The 22,042-nt window shown below is 65.6% G+C and carries 19 protein-coding genes; 12 read left to right on the top strand and 7 right to left on the bottom strand.

What is annotated here, in order from left to right:
• Positions 1 to 9: 9 nt before the first annotated feature.
• Both NOX35_RS01075 and NOX35_RS01070 read right to left on the bottom strand, forming a co-directional pair.
• A complete protein-coding gene (locus NOX35_RS01075; protein WP_256495440.1) occupies positions 10 to 1,074 on the bottom strand; it encodes a nitronate monooxygenase family protein in 1,065 nt (354 codons plus the stop codon).
• Positions 1,075 to 1,108: 34 nt separating this feature from the next.
• Complete coding sequence (locus NOX35_RS01070) at positions 1,109 to 2,290, bottom strand: YbfB/YjiJ family MFS transporter (RefSeq protein ID WP_342760603.1); 1,182 nt, start codon at positions 2,288 to 2,290, stop codon at positions 1,109 to 1,111.
• Positions 2,291 to 2,399: 109 nt separating this feature from the next.
• Between NOX35_RS01070 and NOX35_RS01065 the strand changes: the two genes are divergently transcribed.
• On the top strand, positions 2,400 to 3,329 hold the full coding sequence (locus tag NOX35_RS01065; RefSeq protein ID WP_256495438.1) for a LysR substrate-binding domain-containing protein: 930 nt from the start codon (positions 2,400 to 2,402) through the stop codon (positions 3,327 to 3,329).
• A 13-nt stretch (positions 3,330 to 3,342) separates the two neighbouring features.
• On the opposite strand, the gene NOX35_RS01060 is transcribed toward NOX35_RS01065, so the two are convergent.
• Both NOX35_RS01060 and NOX35_RS01055 read right to left on the bottom strand, forming a co-directional pair.
• A complete protein-coding gene (locus NOX35_RS01060; protein ID WP_182285299.1) occupies positions 3,343 to 4,881 on the bottom strand; it encodes a YifB family Mg chelatase-like AAA ATPase in 1,539 nt (512 codons plus the stop codon).
• Positions 4,882 to 4,965: 84 nt separating this feature from the next.
• Entirely contained in the window at positions 4,966 to 5,514 is a 549-nt protein-coding gene (locus NOX35_RS01055; protein WP_182285298.1) for a MarR family winged helix-turn-helix transcriptional regulator, read from the bottom strand.
• A 91-nt stretch (positions 5,515 to 5,605) separates the two neighbouring features.
• Between NOX35_RS01055 and NOX35_RS01050 the strand changes: the two genes are divergently transcribed.
• The 9 genes from NOX35_RS01050 (at position 5,606) to NOX35_RS01010 (ending at position 15,364) form a co-directional block, all read left to right on the top strand.
• Entirely contained in the window at positions 5,606 to 6,580 is a 975-nt protein-coding gene (locus NOX35_RS01050) for a tripartite tricarboxylate transporter substrate binding protein (protein WP_256495435.1), read from the top strand.
• A gap of 92 nt (positions 6,581 to 6,672) precedes the next feature.
• Positions 6,673 to 7,665 (top strand): Bug family tripartite tricarboxylate transporter substrate binding protein, encoded by a 993-nt coding sequence (locus tag NOX35_RS01045; protein WP_256496873.1) that lies wholly within the window; start codon positions 6,673 to 6,675, stop codon positions 7,663 to 7,665.
• Positions 7,666 to 7,778: 113 nt separating this feature from the next.
• Positions 7,779 to 9,107 carry a sulfatase gene (locus tag NOX35_RS01040; RefSeq protein ID WP_182285296.1) on the top strand — a complete coding sequence of 443 codons (1,329 nt, stop codon included), beginning with the start codon at positions 7,779 to 7,781 and terminating at the stop codon, positions 9,105 to 9,107.
• Positions 9,108 to 9,481: 374 nt separating this feature from the next.
• Positions 9,482 to 10,234 (top strand): TorF family putative porin, encoded by a 753-nt coding sequence (locus NOX35_RS01035; protein ID WP_182285295.1) that lies wholly within the window; start codon positions 9,482 to 9,484, stop codon positions 10,232 to 10,234.
• Between the two features lie 17 nt (positions 10,235 to 10,251).
• A complete protein-coding gene (gene glnK, locus NOX35_RS01030) occupies positions 10,252 to 10,590 on the top strand; it encodes a P-II family nitrogen regulator (protein WP_003059648.1) in 339 nt (112 codons plus the stop codon).
• A 39-nt stretch (positions 10,591 to 10,629) separates the two neighbouring features.
• On the top strand, positions 10,630 to 11,982 hold the full coding sequence (locus tag NOX35_RS01025) for an ammonium transporter (RefSeq protein ID WP_182285294.1): 1,353 nt from the start codon (positions 10,630 to 10,632) through the stop codon (positions 11,980 to 11,982).
• A gap of 132 nt (positions 11,983 to 12,114) precedes the next feature.
• Positions 12,115 to 13,263 carry a glycolate oxidase subunit GlcE gene (gene glcE / locus NOX35_RS01020; protein WP_256495433.1) on the top strand — a complete coding sequence of 383 codons (1,149 nt, stop codon included), beginning with the start codon at positions 12,115 to 12,117 and terminating at the stop codon, positions 13,261 to 13,263.
• A gap of 18 nt (positions 13,264 to 13,281) precedes the next feature.
• Positions 13,282 to 14,535, top strand: coding sequence for a glycolate oxidase subunit GlcF (gene glcF / locus NOX35_RS01015; RefSeq protein WP_256495432.1), 1,254 nt, complete (start codon positions 13,282 to 13,284; stop codon positions 14,533 to 14,535).
• A 76-nt stretch (positions 14,536 to 14,611) separates the two neighbouring features.
• Positions 14,612 to 15,364, top strand: a complete 753-nt coding sequence (locus NOX35_RS01010; RefSeq protein WP_182285290.1) for a ProQ/FinO family protein — start codon at positions 14,612 to 14,614, stop codon at positions 15,362 to 15,364.
• A 54-nt stretch (positions 15,365 to 15,418) separates the two neighbouring features.
• On the opposite strand, the gene NOX35_RS01005 is transcribed toward NOX35_RS01010, so the two are convergent.
• Both NOX35_RS01005 and NOX35_RS01000 read right to left on the bottom strand, forming a co-directional pair.
• A complete protein-coding gene (locus NOX35_RS01005; RefSeq protein ID WP_256495430.1) occupies positions 15,419 to 16,849 on the bottom strand; it encodes an aldehyde dehydrogenase family protein in 1,431 nt (476 codons plus the stop codon).
• A gap of 104 nt (positions 16,850 to 16,953) precedes the next feature.
• Positions 16,954 to 19,080: a PQQ-dependent dehydrogenase, methanol/ethanol family gene (locus NOX35_RS01000; protein ID WP_256495429.1), complete on the bottom strand. Its 2,127-nt coding sequence runs from the start codon at positions 19,078 to 19,080 to the stop codon at positions 16,954 to 16,956.
• Positions 19,081 to 19,241: 161 nt separating this feature from the next.
• Between NOX35_RS01000 and NOX35_RS00995 the strand changes: the two genes are divergently transcribed.
• Positions 19,242 to 20,393 carry a helix-turn-helix domain-containing protein gene (locus NOX35_RS00995; protein WP_256496872.1) on the top strand — a complete coding sequence of 384 codons (1,152 nt, stop codon included), beginning with the start codon at positions 19,242 to 19,244 and terminating at the stop codon, positions 20,391 to 20,393.
• 115 nt (positions 20,394 to 20,508) lie between these two features.
• On the top strand, positions 20,509 to 21,024 hold the full coding sequence (locus NOX35_RS00990; RefSeq protein ID WP_256495428.1) for an AmiS/UreI family transporter: 516 nt from the start codon (positions 20,509 to 20,511) through the stop codon (positions 21,022 to 21,024).
• A 125-nt stretch (positions 21,025 to 21,149) separates the two neighbouring features.
• On the opposite strand, the gene NOX35_RS00985 is transcribed toward NOX35_RS00990, so the two are convergent.
• A complete protein-coding gene (locus tag NOX35_RS00985) occupies positions 21,150 to 22,034 on the bottom strand; it encodes a DMT family transporter (protein ID WP_256495427.1) in 885 nt (294 codons plus the stop codon).
• Between the last annotated feature and the right edge of the window lie 8 nt (positions 22,035 to 22,042).

Below are 22,042 nucleotides of genomic sequence, written 5' to 3'. Positions count from 1 at the left end.
CGGCCGAACCTAGGCCACGGCCTGCTCCAGCTCCTGCGCCAGCGTGCGCACGAGTTCGGCGGCGGGCATGGCGCGGGCCAGCGGTGCGCCCTGGCCGGCCCAGTGCGCGGCATAGTCGCTGCTGCCCTGCGCGCTGGCGGCCTGGTGCAGCGCCTTGCCCGCGTCATACACCATGGGATAGGCGGGCAGCGCTCCCGCATAGTCCCGTCCCAGCTGATGCAGACGGTTGAACATGCCGCGCGCAGGGCGTCCGGAAATGGCTGCGGTGATGGCCGTGTGCTGAGCGCTGTCGCTTTGCAGCTCGGCGCGGTAGGCCTGGCTGGCTGCGGATTCAGGACAGAGGATGAAGGCCGTGCCCATCTGTACGGCACAGGCTCCGAGCTGCAGAGCTGCGGCAATGCCTGCACCGTCCATGATGCCGCCTGCAGCGACCACGGGCAGGCGGGACTCGCGCGCCAGCAGCCGCACCAGCGCCAAAGTCCCCATCAGAGTGTCCTGCTCGGGCACGAAAGCGCCGCGATGGCCGCCCGCCTCCATGCCCTGGGCCACGATCACATCCACCCCGGCCTGCTCGATCTGGCGCGCCTCATCGAGACTGGTGGCACAGGCCAGCGTGGTGATGCCGGCGGCGCGCAAGGCATCGACAAAGCCCTGCTCCGGCAGGCCGAAATGAAAGCTCACCACAGCGGGACGCAGCTCCAGCAGCATGGCCTGCAATCGCGCATTGCCCAGTGCAGACTCGTAGATGCAGCGCAGGCCAGACGGCACGGACGCGCCGTAGCGCTCGAACTCCGGCGCCAGATAGCGCAGCCACTGCGCTTCGCGCTCTGCATCTGCTACCGGCGCACGGTGGCAGAAGAGGTTGACGTTGAAGGGGCGATCGGTCAGCGCACGCGTCTGTTCGATGTGCTGGCGCGCCTGCTCAAGGCCGTAGGCGCCTATGCCGACCGAACCCAGGGCGTATGCATTGCTCACGGCAGCTGCCAGCTGCGGGGTTGAGGTCCCGGCCATCGGGGCCTGAATGATGGGATGCTGCAGACCCAGGCCTGTCATCCATGAAGGTAGTTTGCTCATCGCACGTCTCCTAGTTGTCACTTCTCGATATGGATCATTGCGCCGCGCGGGCAAGGCGGCTGGAGGCCACCAGCAGCGCCCCCAGGCCCAGCGCCGCGCAGCCCAGCACGAACAGCTGGCGATAGCTGCCACTGCTGGCGTAGACAAATGCCATCAGATAGCCGGAGCTGGCCTGCAACAGCGCAAATGCCGCCGTGGCATAGCCCCACATTTTCTTGTGCCGGCCGGGGCCAATGAGCTGCATCAGATAGCCCGAAGTAATGGCCGCCATGCCCGGCGACAGCGCCCCCACCACAAAGCCCGACAGCGCATGGCCGCCGAAACCGGCCCAGACCAGCGGCAGGCCGATGGCCACGGCCTTGAGGGCATAAGCGCCCGTGGTCGTTCCCCACCAGCCCCAGCGCGTGGCACAGTAGGCCGCGCACAACGGCCCGACCATCGCTCCAAGCCCGAAGAATGCCCATTGCGTCGATGCATAGGCGCCGCCCAGCTGCAGCTCGCGATCCAGGTAGTCCACCCAGAACACGGTGTGCGGCACAAAGCCGAAGGCGTCGCAGGCATAGGCAGTCAACACCAGGATCACCGCCAGGCTCCAGGGCGTTGCCCCGGAAGTTGCGGCCGTCGCCGTGGGCTGGACCGCCACCGGCGCATGCAGGGGAATCTGGCGCGCAGCATGCCGGCCGCTGTAAAGCGCCAGCGCACATAGCGCCGTCAGCGCCCACCAGACGGCGCTCAGGCTGCTGCGCGCAAACATGGGCACCAGCGTGGCGGCCAGCAAGGCACCCACGCCAATGCCGCAGAACATCAGCGGCCCCAGCGTGGCGCGGCGCGACGGCGCGGCGGCAGCCATGGCCACCGACGGGCCCAGCACCATCAGCGCGGCCCCGGCAATGCCCGAGATCAGCCGCCAGACAAAGAACAAGGCCATGGGCTGGGGCAGGCTGCAGCCCGCAAAGCTGAGCATCACGGCCACCCAGCAGATCACCAGCACGCGCAGCGCGCCCATGCGCTCGGCCAGCGGCGCGGCGACCAGGGCCCCGATCAGATAGCCGAGCAGATTGGCGGCGCCCAGATATGCCACCTGCTCGCCGCTGAACCAGCCCGCATGCACCATCTGCGGCATCAGCGCCGTATAGGCGAAACGGGCCAGGCCGACGCCGCTCAGGGTGGCCATGAAGCCGGTCAACAGCAGGGGAAGTTCTTTGCGCTCGATCACAGCTCGGGTTATGGAGGGGAATTGGCATCAAGCCTAAACGCTGCGACTCGATCATGTCCAATGATTCAAAATGATGACTTGCATCTCAATTCAAGATATTGGAGCCGCAATGCAACTCAAATCCCTGCGCATGTTTGAAGCCGTCTGCGAAAGCGGCAGCTTTGGTGCCGCTGCCCAGCGGCTGCACACCGTGCAATCCAATGTCACGGCCCATATCAAAAAGCTCGAGGACGAAGCAGGCGTGCAATTGCTGATGCGGGCCAGCCCGGTCTTTCCCACTCCGGCCGGACGCACGCTGCTGGAGTCTGCGCGGCAGATGCTGCAGTCGCACGACCAGGTGCTGGCCATGCTGCAAGCCCGGCAATTTGCAGCCGGACAGGTCAAGGGCGCCTTGCGCATAGGCTCGATGGAAACCACGGCTGCCCTGCGTCTGCCGCCACTGCTGGCCGAGTTGCGCAAGCAGCATCCGGATATCGACCTGGAACTGGACGCCCAGCCCAGCGCCGCATTGCTGATGGAGCTGGCGGCCGGCCGCATCGACTGTGCCTTCATCAACGGCGCCGCACCGCAAAACGAGCTGCAATCCTGGCCCGTGTTCCGCGAAGAGCTGGTGCTGGTCAGCGGACAGCCGCTGACGCGCTTCCCCACCGCCGCAGAGTTCAGCAGCGCCGTGTTTCTGGCCTTTCGCCAGGGCTGCAGCTATCGCCAGCGGATCGAGCTGCTGATGGCCTCTATGGGTGTGACGGCGGTACGCATCATGGAGCTGGGCATGCTGGACACCATCCTCGGCTGCGTGGCCGCCGGTATGGGCTATGCACTGCTGTCGCGCTCGCTGGTCGAAGCCCAGCAGCAGCGCTTTGGCGTGCACTGGATGACGCTGCCCGGCAAGAGCGGGCAGGAGCTGGCCTTTGTCGACACCTGTTTTGTGACTGCTGCCGTACAAGGCTGGTCGCCGGCACTGCATGCATTTGCGCAGGTACTGGGTGTCCATCCACATGCCACACAGGCACAGCCCGTGGCACTGGCTCTTGCCGCCTGAGGGCGGCAGGACATCACGGCTGCATCAGTGCGCGGCGGTATTGCAATGCCTCGGCCAGATGGGCTTGCGTGATGGCATCCGAGTCCGCCAGATCGGCAATGGTTCGCGCCACCTTCAAGGCCCGGTGCGTGCCGCGTGCCGACCAGCCAAGGCGCGCTGCAGCCTTGTGCGCAAAGGTCAGCGCCTCGGGCTCCAGCTGCAGATGCGTGTCGAGCTGCACCCCCTGCAACTGATGATTGGGCAGGCCCTGGCGCAGCAAGGCCTTGTCCCTGGCTGCACTCACGCGTTGCTGCACGGCAGCGCTGCTCTCCCCTTCGGGCGCAGCCAGAAGCTCCTCGGGCGACAGTGCCGCCACCTCCACATGCAGATCGATACGGTCCAGCAAGGGCCCGCTGATGCGTGCCTGATAACGTGCCACCTGGTCGGGGGAGCAGCGGCAGGCCCTCACGCGCGAGCCCCAGTAGCCGCAGGGGCAGGGGTTCATGGCTGCCACCAGTTGGAAACGAGCCGGAAACTCCGCCCTCTGCACGGCCCGCACGATGGTGATGCGCCCGGTCTCCAGCGGCTCGCGCAGGGCCTCCAGGGCACTGCGCGCGAACTCGGGCAGCTCGTCGAGAAAAAGCGCCCCGCAATGGGCATATGAAATCTCGCCGGGCCGCGGCGGCGAGCCGCCGCCGACCAGCGCGACGGAGCTGGCCGTGTGATGGGGAGCGGCAAACGGCCTCTGACGCCACAACTGCGGCGTGAAACGACCGCTGAGGCTGGCAATGGCGGCGGCTTCGAGGGCTTCCTCATCGGTCATGCCGGGCAGCAAACCCGCAAAGCGCTGGGCCAGCATTGATTTCCCAGAACCCGGAGGGCCGATCATCAAGACGCCGTGAGCTCCGGCAGCTGCAATTTCAAGAGCACGCTTGGCCTGCATCTGGCCGCGCACCTCCCGCAGATCCAGCGACTGCAAAGAAGCTTCAGCAGGTCTGGAGTGCACCCGCTGCCAGCCCTCCACGCCATCGCCCTGCTCCGACGGGGCGGCGTCATGCGCGATGAACTGCCTGACCACATCCAGCAGATGCACAGCGCCGAAGACTTCGATAGCCGGCACGAAAGCGGCCTCCAGCGCACTGTCTGGCGGCAGGACCAGCCGCACGCGCTGTTGCTGACGCTGCAAGGCCAGCGCCGTAGCCAGGGCTCCGCGTACCGGGCGCAGGGCACCTGTCAGGGACAGCTCTCCTGCAAACTCATAATCGGCGAGCCGCTGTGCATCGATCTGCCCGCTGGCCGCCAGAATTCCCAGCGCTATCGGCAAGTCAAAGCGGCCTGAGTCCTTGGGCAGATCTGCCGGAGCCAGATTGACCGTGATGCGCTTGTTGTTCGGGAACTCCAGCCCCGCATTGACAATGGCTGCACGCACGCGCTCGCGGGCCTCCTTGACCTCCACATCCGCCAGGCCCACCAGCGTGAACGAAGGCAGTCCGTTGGCCAGATGGACCTCCACCGTGACGGCCGGTGCCTGCAGGCCCAGCAGGGCACGACTTTGAACCAGAGCCAGACCCATCACGCCCCTCCCTTTCCAGCCGGACTGTAGGGCCTAGCGTATGCGCGGGCGGCTCAAACAGGCAATAGGGGTGTGCACAGGCCGTCAGCCGGTGGCGTCATCGCGGGCGGGCTGCTTGCCCGCGGCCCGGCCACGACGTCGTTCGGCCTTGGGAAAGCTGCCCTGCTCCTGCATGAGCGCCGCCCTGGTACGCACGCGCTCGAACACCTGCGACAACACCTGAAGCTCGGCATCGCTGCAATCGCTCAGCAGCTCCTGGTTGATCGCCTGTATCTGCGGAAACAGCTGGGTGTGCAGCGCCAGCCCGGCGGCCGTCAGCTGCACCATGGCCTGGCGCCCGTCGCCGGCCATGCCCTGCTTGTGCAGCAGCCCCTTGGCAATCAGGGTGGAGATGGTCCGCGAGGTGCGCGTGCGATCGAGCTGCGCCAGTTCTGCGAGCCCAGAGGGCTGCATGGCGCCCTTGGTGGCCAGCAGGCCGATCATGCGCCACTCGCGCCGGGTGATGCCGAAGCCGCCCTCGCACAGGCGCACCACCATGGTCCCGGTCGAGCTCATCAGTCGGGCCAGATGGTAGAGGAACAGATCGTCCAGCTCGGACGGCTGCCGCCAGGGGTGGCTCTGCACCTTGGTCATGGGTGTTGTGGGTTTTCTCTAGGAATGATGGATTAGATCCATTATCGAGTCACTGCTTACAGTGGCTGCAAAGAAAACGACAGGAGACACCATGCCTTGCACCCGTATCGCCCGCAGCGCTCTGGCCGGGCTGGCGGCCGCAGCGCTGCTGCTGCCGGCTGCCCATGCTGCCGACAGCTGGCCCGCCAAGCCCATACGCATCATCGTTCCCACGCCGCCCGCCGGCCCTTCCGACATTGCCGTGCGCCCGCTCGCAGCAGCCGTGCAGAAGGCGCTCGGACAGCCCGTGATCGTGGAAAACCGGGCCGGGGCCAACGGCAATATCGGGGCTGCCGAGGTCGCCCGCGCCCCGGCCGACGGCTACACCTGGCTGTGGACCATGGACCCGGTGCTCACCGTCAACAAGCATATCTACAAGAACATCGGCTACTCCAGCGATGCCATCGTGGTGCTCAATGCCGCCGCCAGGTTCTCGCAGACCCTGATCTGCACCCCCGGCCTCGGCTTCAAGTCCGTCAAGGACATGCTGGAGACCGCCAGGGCACGCGAGCTGACCTATGCCACGGGCGGCGCGGGCTCGCCCGGCCACCTGGTCATGGAGTCGCTGCTGTCGGCAACCGGCGTGAAGATGGTGCATGTGCCCTACAAGGGGCCGGCACCGGCCATGCAGGATCTGATGGGCGGCCAGGTGGACTGCGGCTTCCTGGCCGCACCCACGGTGCTGCCCCAGATCCAGAGCGGCCGGGTCACCGCGCTGGCCACCACGGGGCGCACGCGCTCGCCCCTGCTGCCGGCGCTGCCCACGATTGCCGAGTCGGGCTACCCCGATTTCGACGGCACCTACTGGCTGCTGCTGGCGGCGCCCAAGGGTGTTCCTGCCGAGATCCAGAAGCGCTTTCTCGCCGCCATGGATGCCGCCATCCGCTCGCCACAACAGCAGGAGCGGGTCAGGTCCGTGGATATCGAGATGGTGGGCAGCAGCCCCGAGCAGGCCCAGGCCAGGGTGCGCGAGATCTCGGGCAAATGGGAAGCGCTGGCCCGCAAGATCAATCTGAAACCCGATTGAGGCCGCTGCCGGCACGCACTTACACTGCCCAATTTCCCATCAGCAATGGCGTGAGACCGCAGCGCGGATCACAGACCAGGAGAGACATGACGATGCAAAGAAGAATCTTCGGCAAGCTCGCGGCAGGGCTCGGCCTGAGCGCTGGATTGCTGGGCAGCGGCGCGCTGCAGGCCCAGGAGAGCCATGCCCTGTTTCCCAACAAGACACCGCTGCGCATGGTGGTCGGCTATCCGCCCGGCGGCGCCACCGACCGCGTGGCACGCATCGTGGCCGACCGGCTGCAGGTCCGATTGGGCAGCCCGGTCATCGTGGAAAACAAGCCCGGCGCGGGCGGCCGTCTGTCGGCCCAGTACGTGAAGAACGCGCCCGCCTCCCAGCCCGCCGTGCTGCTGGCCAATCCCGCCGTGATGGTGGTGGCGCCGCTGGTGTTTCCGGACTCCGGCTACGACCCGGAAAAGGACTTCCGCCCCATCAGCGAGGTGAACCGCTACGAGTTCGGCCTGGCCGTGGCCAGCGCCGTGCCCGTGAAGGAGCTGTCGCACCTGCTGGCCTGGCTCAAGGCCAATCCGCAGCAGGCCAATTTCGGCGTGCCGGCCACGGGCAGCCTGCCGCACTTTTTCGCACTGATGCTGGGCGAGACCGCCAAGGTGCCGGTCGAGGTCGTGGGCTACAAGGGCTCTGGCCCGCTGCTCACCGACCTGATGGGCGGGCAGATCCCCATTGCCGTGGACACTTTCGACACCCAGATTGCCCAGCACGAAGCAGGCAAGCTGCGCGTGCTGGCCACCTCGGGCGAGCGCCGCAGCACCATGGCGCCCGGCATTCCCACGCTCAAGGAGCTGGGCGTGAACCTGGTCGGCACGGGCTGGAATACCTTGTTCGCCCCTCAGAGCATGGCGCCGGCCACGGTGCAGCGCCTGTCGCAGCTGGTGCAGGAGGTGATGAAGGAAACCGACACGCAGCACAAGTTCGCCGCCTCCAACCTGGTACCCGTGGTCAGCAGTGCGCAGGACACGGAAAAAATGCTCAAGGCCTACCGCGCGCAATGGGCGCCGGTGGTGCAGCGCTCGGGTTTCAAGCCCTGATATTTGAGGAGCGCCTATCGCTTGCCGCCAAACATTTTCAGCATCAAATCTATTCAGAATCCTTGCATAACAAGCGATAGAAGCTCCTGTTTTTGAATGTTCCCCGCTCTCCCATGACCGACTCCCGTCCCAATCTGATCTTCATCCTGGCCGATGACCTCGGCTATGCCGACCTGGGCTGCACCGGTGCGCGCGATGCGCACAACAACGCCACCGATGTCTCGCCGCGCCTGGACGCCATGGCGGCCCAGGGCCTGCGCTTCACGCGCGGCTACTCGAACTCGTCGGTGTGCTCTCCAACGCGCTTTGCGCTGGCCACGGGCCGCTGGCAGTACCGCCTGCGCGGTGCGGCCGAGGAGCCGATCGCCAGCGTGCATGGCGACAAGGTGCTGGGCCTGCCGCCCGATCACCCCACGGTGGCCTCGCTGCTGCGCGATGCTGGCTACGCCACGGCCCTGGTCGGCAAATGGCATCTGGGCTACCCGCCACATTTCGGCCCGCGCCTGTCGGGCTACGAGGAGTTCTACGGCTTTCATGCCGGCGGCGCCGACTACTTCGCCCACTGCGACCCGCGCGGACGCCCCGACTTCTGGCTCAACGAGGAGCCGCATGCCGAAGACGGCTACCTGACCGATCTGCTGAGCCGCCGCGCCGTGGACTTCGTCAAGCGCCAGACGGCCGACCAGCCCTTCTACCTCTCGCTGCACTACAGCGCGCCGCACTGGCCCTGGCTGACGCGCGAGGACCGCGCCGAATCCGAGCGCCTGCAAGGCATGGGCAAGCATATCGACGGCGGCTCCATCGACACCTATCAGCGCATGATCCATCACATGGACGAAGGCATAGGCTGGCTGCTGGATGCGCTGGAGGAAAAAGGCATGAGCGAGAACACGCTGATCGTCTTCACCAGCGACAACGGCGGCGAGCGCTTCTCCAATACCTGGCCCTTCGTGGGCCAGAAGATGGACCTGCTCGAAGGCGGCATCCGCGTGCCTTTGCTGGCACGCTGGCCGGCGCGCATGACGGCCGGAGCCGTCTGCGACACGCCCAGCCTGACCATGGACTGGTCGGCCACCTTCCTGGCCGCCGCCGGCGTATCGGCAGATGCCGACTATCCGCTGGACGGCATCAGCCTGCTGCCCCTGATGCAGGACCAGAGCTGGATGCCCGAGCGCGACCTGGCCTGGCGCATGAAACACCGCGAGCAAAAGGCCTTGATACGCGGCGACTGGAAATATCTGCAGATCGAGGGCATCGAGTACCTGTTCCACATCGGCAACGACCCGCGTGAGCGCGCCAATCTGCGTGACCGTGAGCCCCGGAAACTGGCCGAGCTGCGCAGCGCCTGGGAGCACTGGAATCAGGACTTGCCGCCGATTCCCGAGGAAGCCAAGGTCTCGCTGGTGTTCACCAAGGCAGACCTGCCCCAGGCCAGCTTCTGAATTGCAGCCAACCCCCAAGCCCATCGCCTAGCCGATGGGCTTTTTCCTTGTCAGCGCCCAGACAAAGAGCACGCACTCACTTCCCAATCCCCTGATTGGTGCAAGAACCCGGCAAAAAGCAGAGCCATGGCGGTGCATCGCAAAAACGCACCATCTTGGTGCAATGGATTTCGGCCAGCACCCAGGTGGCGAAAGATGCGCTCAGTGATTGTGAAAACTCGTAGCTTTTTGTACTGGCAGCTATGGCCCGGCGCCTGTTCTCAGAGCATGAGCGGCGGACCACCCGGCAGCAGCCACAGAGACTGGCACGGTCTGTGCTTTGAGAGTTCATCCGAGATTTTTGCCACGAAATTTTCAAACCGGAGGAACCCTGAATGCCTAGTCCCGCTGCAAGCCGTTTCAAGACTTTCGCCAAGACTGCCGCCCTGGCCTGCGCTGTTGTCGCCCCCATGTGGGCCCATGCCCAGCTCTCCGCCAACGTTGCCCTGACTACCAACTACAAGTTCCGTGGTCAGGACCAGGACGCCAGCCGCACCAAGGCCGTCAAGCCCGCGCTGCAAGGCGGTTTTGACTACACGTTCGGCGACAGCGGCTTCTACGTGGGCAACTGGAACTCCTCCGTGGACTGGCTGCCCGGCAACTCGCTGGAAACCGACTTCTACGGCGGCTACAAGTTCAAGGCCGCCGATGTGGACTGGGACGTGGGCATGCTGACCTATGTGTACTCGGGCAATGCCAACGGCAACACCACCGAGATCTACGGCGCCGGTACCTACGGCCCGTTCACGGCCAAGTATTCGCATACGGTGTCCAAGGATTACTTCGGCTGGGCCGGCGCCAAGGCGGGTTCGGGTCTCAAGGGCCGCAACACCGGATATCTGCAGTTCTCCTACAGCCAGGAAGTGATGCCCAAGGTGACACTGAAAGCATCAGTTGGTTACACCCATTTTTCCAGCGACATCAAGGACCTGGGCGTTCCCAACTATGTGGACTACAGCTTGGGTGGTGCCTATGACCTGGGCGACGGCTTCTCTGCAGCAGCAGCGGTGACCGGCGCCAACAAGAAGGCCTACTTCGGCGATGTGAACAAGGCGCGTCTGATTCTGACGCTCTCCAAGACTTTCTAATTTTTCAGGAGCCCGTCATGAAAATGGTGATCGCCATCATCAAACCCTTCAAGCTCGACGAAGTGCGTGAGGCACTTTCCCAAATCGGTGTCCAAGGCATCACCGTGACCGAAGTCAAGGGCTTTGGTCGTCAAAAGGGTCACACCGAGCTGTACCGCGGTGCCGAGTATGTGGTGGACTTTCTGCCCAAGCTCAAGATCGAGGCCGCTATTGCCGACGATCTGGTCGATGCCGCCATCGACGCCATCGAGGGCGCAGCCCGCACCGGCAAGATCGGCGACGGCAAGATCTTTGTGCAGGCGCTGGAGCAGTCGATCCGTATCCGTACAGGAGAAACCGGCGACGCGGCCCTGTAAAGGCCCAGTCTCTCTGGAACCGTTTTGAGAAAGATTGCCATGATCAAGAAATTATTGAGCGCAGGCCTGGGACTGGGCCTGCTGGCTGCTTCGGCCACAGGCTTTGCCCAGGAAGCTGCAACGGCTGCCGCCGCCGCAGCACCTGTGGCCGAAGCAGCGGCCGAGGCCGTTCCCACCCTGAGCGCCGGTGACACCGCCTGGATGCTGACCTCGACCATGCTGGTGATCCTGATGGTCATCCCCGGCCTGGCGCTGTTCTACGGCGGCCTGGTACGCAGCAAGAACATGCTGTCCGTGCTGGCCCAGGTCTTCGTGATCTTTTCGCTGATCACCGTGCTGTGGGCCATCTACGGCTACTCGCTGGCCTTTGGCGGCGAAGGCAAGTTCTTCGCCGGCTTCGACAAGCTGTTCCTCATGGGCATCACGCCTGACACGCTGTCGTCCATGCTCAAGACCATCCCCGAATACGTGTTCGTGGCCTTCCAGTCCACCTTCGCCGCCATCACCGTGGCGCTGATCGTGGGAGCGTTTGCCGAGCGCATCAAGTTCGCGGCCGTGATCGTGTTCTCCGTGCTGTGGTTCACCTTCAGCTACATCCCCATGGCCCACATGGTGTGGGGCGGCGGTCTGCTGGGTGCCGATGGCGCGCTGGACTTCGCGGGCGGCACCGTGGTGCACATCAACGCCGCCGTGGCCGGTCTGGTGGGTGCCTACATGCTGGGCAAGCGCATCGGCTTCGGCAAGGAAGCCCTGCCCCCTCACAGCCTGACGCTGACCATGGTGGGCGCTTCGCTGCTGTGGGTGGGCTGGTTCGGCTTCAACGCCGGCTCTGCCGGTGCCGCCAATGGCGCTGCCGGCCTGGCCTTCATCAACACCATCCTGGCGACCGGCGCTGCTGCCATCTCCTGGATCGTGGCCGAAGCACTGCTGCGCGGCAAGGCCTCCATGCTGGGCGCTGCCTCGGGTGCCGTGGCCGGTCTGGTGACCATCACGCCCGCCGCCGGTTTCGTCGGCCCCATGGGCTCCATCGTCATGGGCATCATCGCCGGCCCTCTGTGCTTCTGGGGCGTGTCCGGCCTCAAGCATCTGCTCAAGGTTGACGACGTCTGCGACGTGTTCGGCGTCCACGGTGTCGGCGGTATCCTGGGTGCCATCCTGACCGGCGTGTTCTGCGCCAAGGGCCTGGGCGGTATCGAGCCCGAGGGCTACAACATGGCGCATCAGCTGTGGGTGCAGGTCGAGAGCGTGCTGGTGACCATCGTCTGGTCCGGCGTGGTCTCCTTCTTGGCCTACAAGATTGCCGATCTGACCGTGGGTCTGCGTGTCTCGGAAGAGTCCGAACGCCAGGGCCTGGACATCACTTCTCACGGTGAGGTGGCCTACACCCGTTAAGCGGCAGGCTCTTCGCAAGTTCAGTTTCATTACGTTGCCCCGCAGTGCGAACTGCGGGGCTTTTTTATTCACGCCTGCTTTTCAAAAAAATCAAAGACCAGGCCTTCCTGCCCAAGGGGCGCCCCGGCTACCATGCAGGCCATGGATTCAGCCACCAGCCAAATCAATCAGCTCAGCGAGCGCATTCGCGCCGCTGCCAGTGACAAGACCCCGCTGCGCATTTGCGGCGGCGGCAGCAAGGACTTCTACGGCCTGCGTCTGCAGGGCGAGCCGCTGTCCACGCGCGCGCTCAGCGGTATCGTCAGCTACGAGCCCAGCGAGCTGGTGGTGACCGTTCGTGCCGGCACGCCGCTGGCCGAGCTGGAGGCAACATTGGCCAGCCAAGGCCAGTGCCTGGCTTTCGAGCCGCCGCACTTTGGCGAGGGCAGCACCGTGGGCGGCATGGTCGCCGCAGGCCTGTCCGGCCCGTCGCGTGCCAGCGTGGGTGCAGTACGCGACTTCGTGCTGGGCCTGGAGATGATCAACGGCCAGGGAGAGCTGCTGCGCTACGGCGGCCAGGTCATGAAGAATGTGGCCGGCTATGACGTCTCGCGCCTGATGACGGGCAGCTGGGGCACGCTGGGCCTGATCACCGAGATCAGCCTCAAGGTCCTGCCCATGGCTCCGGCCGAGGCCACGCTGCGCTTTGATAGCTGCAGCCAGGAGCAGGCGCTGGACTGGCTCAACCACTGGGGCGGCCAGCCTCTGCCGCTCAATGCCAGCAACTGGCTGGAAGAAGACGGCAAGGGCACGCTGTATCTGCGACTGCGCGGCGCCCGCGCAGCCGTTCAGGCCGCCACCCTGCGCCTGGGTGGCCAGCGGCTGGACAGCGACGCCGTTGCCGCCGACTGGAACGCCAGCCGCGATCTGAACCTGCCCTGGTTCCAGCAGCGCGCTGCCGATCATTGCCTGTGGCGTCTGTCCGTTCCTGCGACCGCAGCGCCGCTGCCATTGCCGCAAGGTGCAGCAGGCCCGTTCATCGACTGGCATGGAGCTCAGCGCTGGGTGCAGGCCCCGCGCTCGGCCGCAGCAGCTTTGCAGCAACTCGCGCAGGCAGCCGGCGGGTCCGCTTCTCTTTTCAAAGCCGAGGACGCCAATCAGACAAGCGCCAACAGCGATCTTGATGTTCATGCACAGGCCAGCCCCGCAGGCCGCACATCGGCACAGCTGCATGCCCGGCTCAAGCAGGCATTCGACCCCGCCGGCATTCTCAATGTAGGCCGCCTCTCGGCGCATTGGTAAGAACAAGGACAGCACCCCATGCAAACCAATCTCGCGCCCGAATACCGTGCCACGCCCGAAGGGCAGGAAGCCGAAGCCATTTTGCGCAAATGCGTGCATTGCGGCTTTTGCACCGCCACCTGCCCCACCTACCAGACCCTGGGCGACGAGCTGGACGGCCCGCGCGGCCGCATCTATCTGATCAAGCAGGTGCTCGAAGGCCAGACGCCCACGCGGGCCACGCAGCTGCATCTGGACCGCTGCCTGACCTGCCGCAACTGCGAATCCACCTGCCCCAGCGGCGTGCAGTACGGCCACCTGGTCGACATCGGTCGCAAGATCGTCGATGAGCAGGTCGAGCGACCCACGGGCGAGAAGCTGCAGCGCTGGCTGCTCAAGGAGGGCATGAATTCCCCGCTGTTCGCCCCCGCACTGAAGCTGGGCCGCGCCGTGAAAGGCCTGCTGCCGGAGTCTTTGGGCGAAAAAATACCGACCGTCCAGGATGCCGGTGCCTGGCCCGTGCGCGAGCATGCGCGCAAGGTGCTGCTGCTGGCAGGCTGCGTGCAGCCGGCCATGATGCCCCGCATCAATTACGCCACGGCCCGCGTGCTGGACGCCGTGGGCGTGCAGACCGTGATTGCCGACAAGGCGGGCTGCTGCGGTGCGGTGAAGTTCCACCTCAACGACCAGGACGGGGGCAAGGCCCAGATGCGCGCCAATATCGACGCCTGGTGGCCGCTGGTGGAGCGCGGCGAGGTCGAGGCGATCGTGATGAACGCCTCGGGCTGTGGTGTCACCGTCAAGGAGTACGGCCATCTGCTGCGGCTGGAGCCGCAATACGCAGACAAGGCCGCGCGCATCAGCGCCTTGACCCGCGACCTCAGCGAACTGCTGCCCGACATGCTGCCCGAGCTGGTGGACAAGCTCAAGGACCGCATCACAGCTCCCCGGGCTCCTGTGGCCTATCACCCGCCCTGCACGCTGCAGCATGGGCAGAAACTGCGTGGCGGCGTGGAAGCGGGCCTGCGCGAGCTGGGGTTCGATCTGCGCGTGGCGCGCACCGAATCCCATCTGTGCTGCGGCTCTGCCGGCACCTACTCGGTGCTGCAGCCCGAAATCTCGCACCAGTTGCGCGACCGCAAGATCGCCGCACTGGACGAGCCGTTCGCGCCCGAAAAGCCCGCAGCGATTCTCTCGGCCAATATGGGCTGCATCGTCCATCTGCAAAACGGCACCGAGGTCCCGGTCATGCACTGGGTGGAGCTGCTGGATCAGGCGCTGGCCACCGACTGACACCCCCGCATGCCACTGCGGTTTGCAATGCTGGCATGATTGGGAGTTTTGTTTTCCCAGGCCCACGGGCTTTGCCATGACTGAAATCGTGTCTGAATCACAAGAGCAGAAAGCCTCGCAAGCGGCATCGCAGCACAGCGTGCAGGACTCGCAGCCCGGCTCACGCTCGCGCCGAGGTGGCCGTGGCCGCCAGAACCCCGCTCCTGCAGCCAAAGCCGCCCCGCAGGCCGCACGCCCGCAACACCCCTTGCTGGAGCAGCTGGCACAGTGGCACCCGGCCCTGTTTGGCGAGCAACTGCTGCCCTTCAAGCGCGGCATTTTTGAAGACCTGCTGGCCGCCCACCCTGAGCTGGACAAGGACGCGCTCAAGAGCGCGCTGCAGCAGCACACCCGCTCCGGCCGCTATCTGGCTGCCATGGCCAGCGGCCAGCAGCGTCATGACCTGAGCGGCCAGCCCGTGGAAGCCACGCTGCCCGAGCATGTTCACCACGCTCTGATCGAAGTCTTCCGCCGTCGCCAGCAGCGCACGCAGGAAGACCTGACGCCCAAGCTGCGCAACCGCATCGTCGTCGCCTACGAAGCCTCCGGTCTCACGCGCGAGGAATACGCCGAGCGCGTACAGGGTCGTGACGAAAAGACCAACGCCCTGGTGGTAGATGCTCTGGCCGAGGCCGATGCCCGCGCCGCCAAGGACGAGGCGCTGCTGCGCTCTTTCCAGCTCAGCGGCCAGACTTCGGAGCAGGAGTTCGCCGAGATGTACGGCATGAATCCGCGCCAGGTCGCACAGCAGCTGGAACGCGCGCGTCGCCGCCAGCAGAATATTCAATAAAAAAGCTGCTGGCGCCCATTAGATAGGCACCAGCAGCTATTGATTTTGAATAGCTCAGGCCGCGCCGTAGCCCATGACGGCCTTGGTTTCCAGGAAATCGCGGAAACCGTGCTCGCCCCATTCACGGCCATTGCCTGACTGCTTGTAGCCGCCGAACGGCGCATTGAAGTCAGGCCCCGCGCCGTTGAGGTGCACCATGCCTGTGCGCAGTCGCGCGGCCACGCGGCGCGCACGCTCCAGGCTGCCCGACTGCACATAGCCCGAAAGACCGTACACCGTGTCGTTGGCCATGCGGATGGCATCTTCCTCGTCATCGTAGGGAATCATCACCAGCACGGGGCCGAAGATTTCCTCGCGCGCGATGGTCATGTCGTTGCTCACGTCGGCAAACACCGTGGGCTTGACAAAGTAGCCCTGGGCCAGCCCCTCGGGGCGGCCTGTGCCGCCCGCCACCAGGGTCGCGCCCTCTTCGATGCCCTTGCGGATCAGGGCCTGGATCTTGCCCCATTGCGCCTCGCTGACCACGGGGCCCATGTGCATGCCATCGGCCAGCGCATCGGCCACGGTCGCTGCTGCGGCGACGCTGCGCGCGATCTCCACGGCCTGCCCGTGCAGGGTGCGCGGCACGAACATGCGCGTGGGGGCATTGCAGCTCTGGCCCGAGTTCATCAGTACCGCCTGCACGCCATGGGTCACGGCCTTTTGCAGGTTGGCGTCGTCCAGCACGATGTTGGCGGACTTGCCGCCCAGTTCCTGGGCCACGCGCTTGACGCTGTCGGCCGCGGCCTTGGCCACGGCAATGCCCGCGCGCGTGGAGCCGGTGAAGGTCATCATGTCTATGTCAGGGTGGGAAGACATAGCCTCGCCCACGCCGGGGCCGTCGCCGTTGACGAGGTTGAAGACGCCGGGCGGCACGCCCGCCTCGTGCAGCACCTCGGCCACGAGCAGGGCGTTGAGCGGGGCGACCTCCGAGGGCTTGAGCACCATGGTGCAGCCAGCCGCCAGGGCCGGGGCGACCTTGCACATGATCTGGTTGATGGGCCAGTTCCAGGGCGTGATCATGCCGACCACGCCCACGGGCTCGTGCACGACGGCCGTGCTGCCCTGCACCTGTTCGAAGGCAAAGCTCTTGAGGACCTCGATGGTGGAGCCCAGATGGGCCACCCCCATGGCGGCCTGCGCCGCCTTGGACAGCCACAGCGGCGCCCCCATCTCCTGCGAGATGGTCTGCACAAAGTCGCCATAGCGGCGCTGGTAGACCTCCAGCACCTTGGCCAGCAGGGCCAGGCGCTCTTCGCGGCTGGTGCGCGAGTAGCTCTCGAAGGCGCGGCGCGCGGCAGCCACGGCCTTGTCCACGTCGGCGGCCGAGCCCATGCTGATGCGGGCGATGGCTTGCTCGTTGGAGGGATTGATGACGTCCAGGCTGCGCGGGCTGACCGGATTCACCCATTGTCCGTCGATATAGAACTGCAGATGGTCTTGCATGAGGCTATTTCCTTGGTATCGAGTCAAAAGAAGAGGTTTGCGATCCGGGGCCGCCGGTGCATGGCTCGGATGCACCAGCGGCCCGGCGTGGTGAAGTGCAGGCTTCAGGGCTTGGGCCGGATGGCGTCCGCCGTACCCTGGATGAAGGCCTTGATGGACTCCACGTCATCGCCCGACAGCTTGCCCGTGAAATCCGGCATGCCGCGCGCCATGGCCGGGCCCTTGAAGACGAAGCTGGGCAGGTTCTCGATATAGCTTGCGTCCATATAGCCCAGATTGGGAATATTGCCGCCACGGTCCACGCCCGGCACGCCGTGGCAGAACACGCAGTTGGCCACATACAGCATGGCGCCGGCCTCGACCTTGGCAGGGTCGTACTTCACGCCCTGCAGCAGCCGACCCGCGCGCTGGGCCACGAATTCCGGCATCCTGGCCTTGCCGCCCACGACGAAGGTATAGACCGTACCGGGGCCCTGGCGCTCGGTGGCGCGCGCAGCCAGGCCGTAGACACCGCCCCAGCCCACGGCCACCGAGACATACTGCCTGCCGTCCACCATATAGGTGCTGGGCGCGGCCACCACACCGGTGCCCGTGGGCGCTTCCCACAGTTTCTCGCCCGTGGCCGCGTGGTAGGCCACGAAGCGGCCATCGGCCGTACCCTGGAACACCACATTGCCCGCCGTGGTCAGCGTGCCGCCGTTCCAGGGCGAGACATGCTCCACGCTCCAGGCGGCCTTTTGCGCAACGGGGTCCCAGGCCAGCAGGCGGCCAAAGGGCTTGCTCTTGGGCGGCTCGACATTGAAGAACTTGGCCGTGTTCCAGCCCGTGCCCGACTGGGGCTTGCCCGGTCCGGCCTGGTTGAACTCCCACTTCTTGTCGTCCATCAGATTGACGGGCACATTCTGCGCAGGCAGATACACCAGGCCCGTCTGGGGGTTGAAGGACATGGGGTGCCAGTTGTGCGCGCCATAGGGGCCCGGAATCGCGTCCAGGGGCTTGCTGCCGTCGCGCGCTGCGGCAATGCCGATGGGCTTGCCGTGCTTGTCGTAGCCGCTGGCCCAGTTCACGGGCACGAAGTTCTTGGCCGAGATGAACTTGCCATTGGTGCGGTCGAGCACGAAGAAGAAACCGTTCTTGGGCGCATGCAATATGACCTTGCGCGGCTTGCCGGCGATCTTGATGTCGGCCAGGATCATGGGCTGGGTGGAGGTGTAGTCCCAGTTGTCGCCAGGTGTTTCCTGATAGTGCCACTTGTATTTGCCGGAGTCGGGATCCAGGGCCACGATGGAGGCCAGATACAGGTTGTCGCCGCCCTTGGGGCTGCGCACCCTGTGCGACCAGGGCGAGCCATTGCCCGTGCCCACGTACATGGTGTTGAGCTCGGCATCGAAGGTCATGCTGTCCCACATGGTGCCGCCGCCGCCGGCCTCCCACCACTTGCCGCTGGGGTCCCAGGTCCTGGCGGCGCGCTTCATGGACTCGTCCTCGAAGGGTTTGGACGGATCGCCGGGTACGCTGAACCAGCGCCATTTCTGCTCACCGGTCTCGGCGTCATAGGCCGTGATATAGCCGCGCACGCCATATTCGGCGCCGCCGTTGCCGATGATGACCTTGTCCTTGAACACGCGTGGCGCGCCTGTGATGGTGAGCGAGCCCTTCTGCCCCTCGAAGGTATTTTTCTGCCAGACCTCCTTGCCGGTGGCGGCATCCAGCGCGATCAGGCGGCCATCCCATGCACCCACATAGACCTTGCCCTTCCACAGCGCCACGCCGCGGTTGACGACGTCGCAGCACCCCTTGAAGCCGGTGCTGCGGTCGACCTGCGGGTCATAGGTCCAGATCCTCTGGCCGGTACGGGTGTCGATGGCATGCACCACGCTCCATGAGGCGCTGACGTACATGATGCCGTCCACAACGACAGGCGTGGCCTCCACGCCGCGCGTGGATTCGAGGTTGTACGACCATGCCAGGCCCAGGTCCTTGACATTGGCGGCATTGATCTGATCGAGGCGGCTGTAGCGGGTCTCGGCATAGTCCACGCCGATGGTGGGCCAGTCGGGCGTCTTGGCGGCATTGGCACGGATGAAGGCGCCATCGACGCGCTGCACGGCGGCCGCAGCCTGCGCCGCGGGGTCGGCTTGCGCGAAAGCCGCTGCGCTGCCCAGGCAGGCGGCCAGCATCCAGGCCATGCGACCGGGCCGCCCATGAGAGTTGTCGATCAGCCGTTCCATCGAGGTCTCCTGTTGTGATTTCTATGCCGCAAAGCATGGTGTATCGCCTGTTTTTCTTCATGATCGGGATTTCCCCAGGCTCGAACTGTTCCATTGCGGAACACATTGACCGCTCCTGCGGACAGCCTGGACATGACATGAACGTTGATGAGCCACGCGCGATGGACGCGCTACAGCAGTGCTTTTCGAGCACCGGGGCGGAGCGGGCCCTGCAGGCTCGCCGCCAGTTCTTCGAGGCCGGCATACGCCCCTCGGGCCTGGTCAGCGAGGCGGTCATCCAGTCCTGGCTGCGCAGCCAGCGCCAGCACTGCAATGGACGGCGGCTGGCTCTGGCTCCCGTCAGCCCCAGCAGGCTGCATGCCACGCAGGAGCGCTGCCGCAGCCTGCTGCAGGCACTGCAGCACGAGCTCCCGACCCTGGAGCAGGCCCTGGCGGGCACCGGCACGCGCGTGATGCTGACGGACGACAAGGGCATCGTGCTCCATGTCTCCCCGGCATCCATGCGGCCCCGTGACGAGCGGGTCGGCCTGAACATGTCCGAGCAGGCCATGGGCACGAACGCACCGGGCATCGTCGCCGCCACCGGCCAGGCATGCACCGTCACCAACGGCGAGCACTATTTCGACGAACTGCACGCCTTCCGCTGCGCGGCAGCACCCATACGCGATGTGCACGGCCGCCTGGCCGGGGTGCTCAATCTGATGGTGGAGGAGCAGCATTTCAGCTTCGACGCCAGTCCCGTGGTCGGCATGTACGCCACGACCATCGAAAACACCTTGCTGCAGGCTCAGTCGCACGAGCATCTGGTACTGCGCTTTCAGGTGACGCCGGCCCTGCTGCACACGCCGCTGCAGGCGCTGATGGGCGTAGCTGCCGATGGCCGCGTCGCCTGGATGAACGGCACCGCCGCCCAGCTCATCGGCCAGCCCGTACATGCAACATGCAGCGCGCAGGAACTGCTGGGCCATGATCTAACGCGCCTGCTGCAACTGAGCGGCCAGCCCGGCCCCGCGTCGCTGCGCCTGGCCAGCGGCCTGGGCGTCTGGATGCAGGCGCATCTGCAAACCTCGCACGGCCTTGGATCGCACCTGGACACCAGCAGCGTGCAAGACCAGCCCTGCCTCGTAACCACCGAAGCAACGCCCGCCGCCGAGGCACAGCCCCTGGCGACGCTGCGTGAGCACAGCGCGCAGCTGATCAGGGAGACGCTGGACCAGCATGGCGGCAATGTCTCACAGGCCGCGCGCGCCCTGGGCATCTCGCGCGGCACGCTGTACCGCCGCCTGCGCGGCGGTCGGGACGAGGGTTTCTGAGCCCATTCCCGCCCCATGGCGCAAGACTCTTTTGCGTTCGCCCAGGGTTCCGCCCCACCCCGCACGGCCCCACAATCCTCGCCGCGCTGCACCAGCCTGCAGCCAAGGAGCTTGTATGTGGTTGGGTTTGTCGCTGTTTTATGTGGGTGCGGTGCTGTTTCTCAACGGCCTGTGGATGCTGGGCAAGATTGCCGACAAGGAAATCTGGGTCATCAATATCTTCACCGGGGTGGTGTCGCTATGCATCGGCCTGGCCAGCATCTTCGGCCCGGCGGCCGACGCTGCATCGATCAAGAGCGGCGCGCTGACCCTGCTGTTCGCCTTCACCTATCTCTGGGTGGCTTTCAATCGCTTCAGCGGTGCCGACGGCCGCGGTCTGGGCTGGTTCAGCCTGTTCGTGGCGATCACAGCCATTCCCGTCGCCCTGGATACGCTGACCAGCGCCAGCTCGGGGCTGGACTGGTGGATGGGCGTCAACTGGGCCGCCTGGGCCGTGCTCTGGGCCTTGTTCTTCGCACTGCTGGCCCTGAGGAAACGCATTGAACGCCCCACGGGCTGGCTGTGCATCGCACAAGGCGTGCTCACGGGCTGGGTGCCCGGATACCTGATCCTGGCGGGGAAGCTGATGTGACCCCCTGAGGCGCTGTGCGCCTTCCCCCAGGAAGGGGCGACGTGCAACGGGACGACGCCCTTGCTGCGGAGCGGGGCGGCCGCTCGGGCCTTTGCTCGGCGTCTGCGGGCTTGATTGACGCCTGTTCAGGCCTGTCTTCTTCGGCCCAGAGACGCCAGCAATGCCGCGCCCATGATGAGCGCACCGCCGGCCAGCGTGCGTGCACTGAGCTGCTCGTGGGCGATGAGCACGGAGGAGATGCTGGCAAACACCACTTCGCTGAGCATGACCACCGAGGTCACGCCCGCAGGCAGATGGGCGGCACCGAATTGCAGGGCCCAGTTGCCCAGCATCAGCAGCACGGCCATGCCCAGTGCCACCAGGGCCCAGCTGCCGTCGAAAGCCGGAAAGCCCGGCACCGCGCCCAGGCTGCTGGCGGTCAGGGCAGTCAGCAGGCCCATGCTCATGCAGCCGGCAAACATGGCCAGCATGCGGGCCTGGGCCGGAATGCCTTGAAAGCGGCGCAACAGCACATTGGTCAGCGCGAACATGAAGCCGCCAAACACGGCCAGCGCATCGGCCAGGGTCAGTCCGGCAAACAGCCCGGAGAGCGTGGCATCGGCGGGCAGCAACACCAGCACCACACCGCCAAAGGCCAGCAACAGGCGCAGCAGCGCCATGGGCGTGGGCTTTTCGCCCAGCAGCTTCCAGGCCAGCAGCACGGCCCAGGCCGGCATGAGATAGAACAGCAGGATGACGCGCACCACGTCGCCCACGGTCACAGCCCAGTTGAAGGCCACGTTGTTCAGGCCCGAGCTGGCCGCCAGCAACAGGAGCACCGGGTATTGCCAGGCCTGCCTGAGGCTGGCGGGACGCAGCGCCAGCAGACCGGCCAGCACCAGTGCATACATCGATGCCGTGGCCCATAGCGGATGCAGTCCGGCCTCATGCATGAGGCGAAACGGCCACCATGACAAACCCCAGATCAGGGCATTGAGCAGCAGCGCAAATACAGGTAGTGGACTATGCATAAAAAAGG

The organism is Comamonas sp. C11, assembly GCF_024496285.1.
GTDB classification, from domain to species: domain Bacteria; phylum Pseudomonadota; class Gammaproteobacteria; order Burkholderiales; family Burkholderiaceae_C; genus Comamonas; species Comamonas testosteroni_F.
The sequence above is the reverse complement of the archived record's forward strand: the minus strand, read 5'-3'. Positions and strand labels throughout refer to the sequence as shown.

What these genes read in the sequence shown, in the direction of transcription:
- NOX35_RS01075 (WP_256495440.1), bottom strand. Translation starts at nt 1,074, where the DNA reads ATGAGCAAACTACCTTCATGGATGACAGGCCTGGGTCTGCAGCATCCC.
- NOX35_RS01065 (WP_256495438.1), top strand. Translation starts at nt 2,400, where the DNA reads ATGCAACTCAAATCCCTGCGCATGTTTGAAGCCGTCTGCGAAAGCGGC.
- NOX35_RS01060 (WP_182285299.1), bottom strand. Translation starts at nt 4,881, where the DNA reads ATGGGTCTGGCTCTGGTTCAAAGTCGTGCCCTGCTGGGCCTGCAGGCA.
- NOX35_RS01055 (WP_182285298.1), bottom strand. Translation starts at nt 5,514, where the DNA reads ATGACCAAGGTGCAGAGCCACCCCTGGCGGCAGCCGTCCGAGCTGGAC.
- NOX35_RS01050 (WP_256495435.1), top strand. Translation starts at nt 5,606, where the DNA reads ATGCCTTGCACCCGTATCGCCCGCAGCGCTCTGGCCGGGCTGGCGGCC.
- NOX35_RS01045 (WP_256496873.1), top strand. Translation starts at nt 6,673, where the DNA reads ATGCAAAGAAGAATCTTCGGCAAGCTCGCGGCAGGGCTCGGCCTGAGC.
- NOX35_RS01040 (WP_182285296.1), top strand. Translation starts at nt 7,779, where the DNA reads ATGACCGACTCCCGTCCCAATCTGATCTTCATCCTGGCCGATGACCTC.
- NOX35_RS01035 (WP_182285295.1), top strand. Translation starts at nt 9,482, where the DNA reads ATGCCTAGTCCCGCTGCAAGCCGTTTCAAGACTTTCGCCAAGACTGCC.
- glnK (WP_003059648.1), top strand. Translation starts at nt 10,252, where the DNA reads ATGAAAATGGTGATCGCCATCATCAAACCCTTCAAGCTCGACGAAGTG.
- NOX35_RS01025 (WP_182285294.1), top strand. Translation starts at nt 10,630, where the DNA reads ATGATCAAGAAATTATTGAGCGCAGGCCTGGGACTGGGCCTGCTGGCT.
- glcE (WP_256495433.1), top strand. Translation starts at nt 12,115, where the DNA reads ATGCAGGCCATGGATTCAGCCACCAGCCAAATCAATCAGCTCAGCGAG.
- glcF (WP_256495432.1), top strand. Translation starts at nt 13,282, where the DNA reads ATGCAAACCAATCTCGCGCCCGAATACCGTGCCACGCCCGAAGGGCAG.
- NOX35_RS01010 (WP_182285290.1), top strand. Translation starts at nt 14,612, where the DNA reads ATGACTGAAATCGTGTCTGAATCACAAGAGCAGAAAGCCTCGCAAGCG.
- NOX35_RS01005 (WP_256495430.1), bottom strand. Translation starts at nt 16,849, where the DNA reads ATGCAAGACCATCTGCAGTTCTATATCGACGGACAATGGGTGAATCCG.
- NOX35_RS01000 (WP_256495429.1), bottom strand. Translation starts at nt 19,080, where the DNA reads ATGGAACGGCTGATCGACAACTCTCATGGGCGGCCCGGTCGCATGGCC.
- NOX35_RS00995 (WP_256496872.1), top strand. Translation starts at nt 19,242, where the DNA reads ATGGACGCGCTACAGCAGTGCTTTTCGAGCACCGGGGCGGAGCGGGCC.
- NOX35_RS00990 (WP_256495428.1), top strand. Translation starts at nt 20,509, where the DNA reads ATGTGGTTGGGTTTGTCGCTGTTTTATGTGGGTGCGGTGCTGTTTCTC.
- NOX35_RS00985 (WP_256495427.1), bottom strand. Translation starts at nt 22,034, where the DNA reads ATGCATAGTCCACTACCTGTATTTGCGCTGCTGCTCAATGCCCTGATC.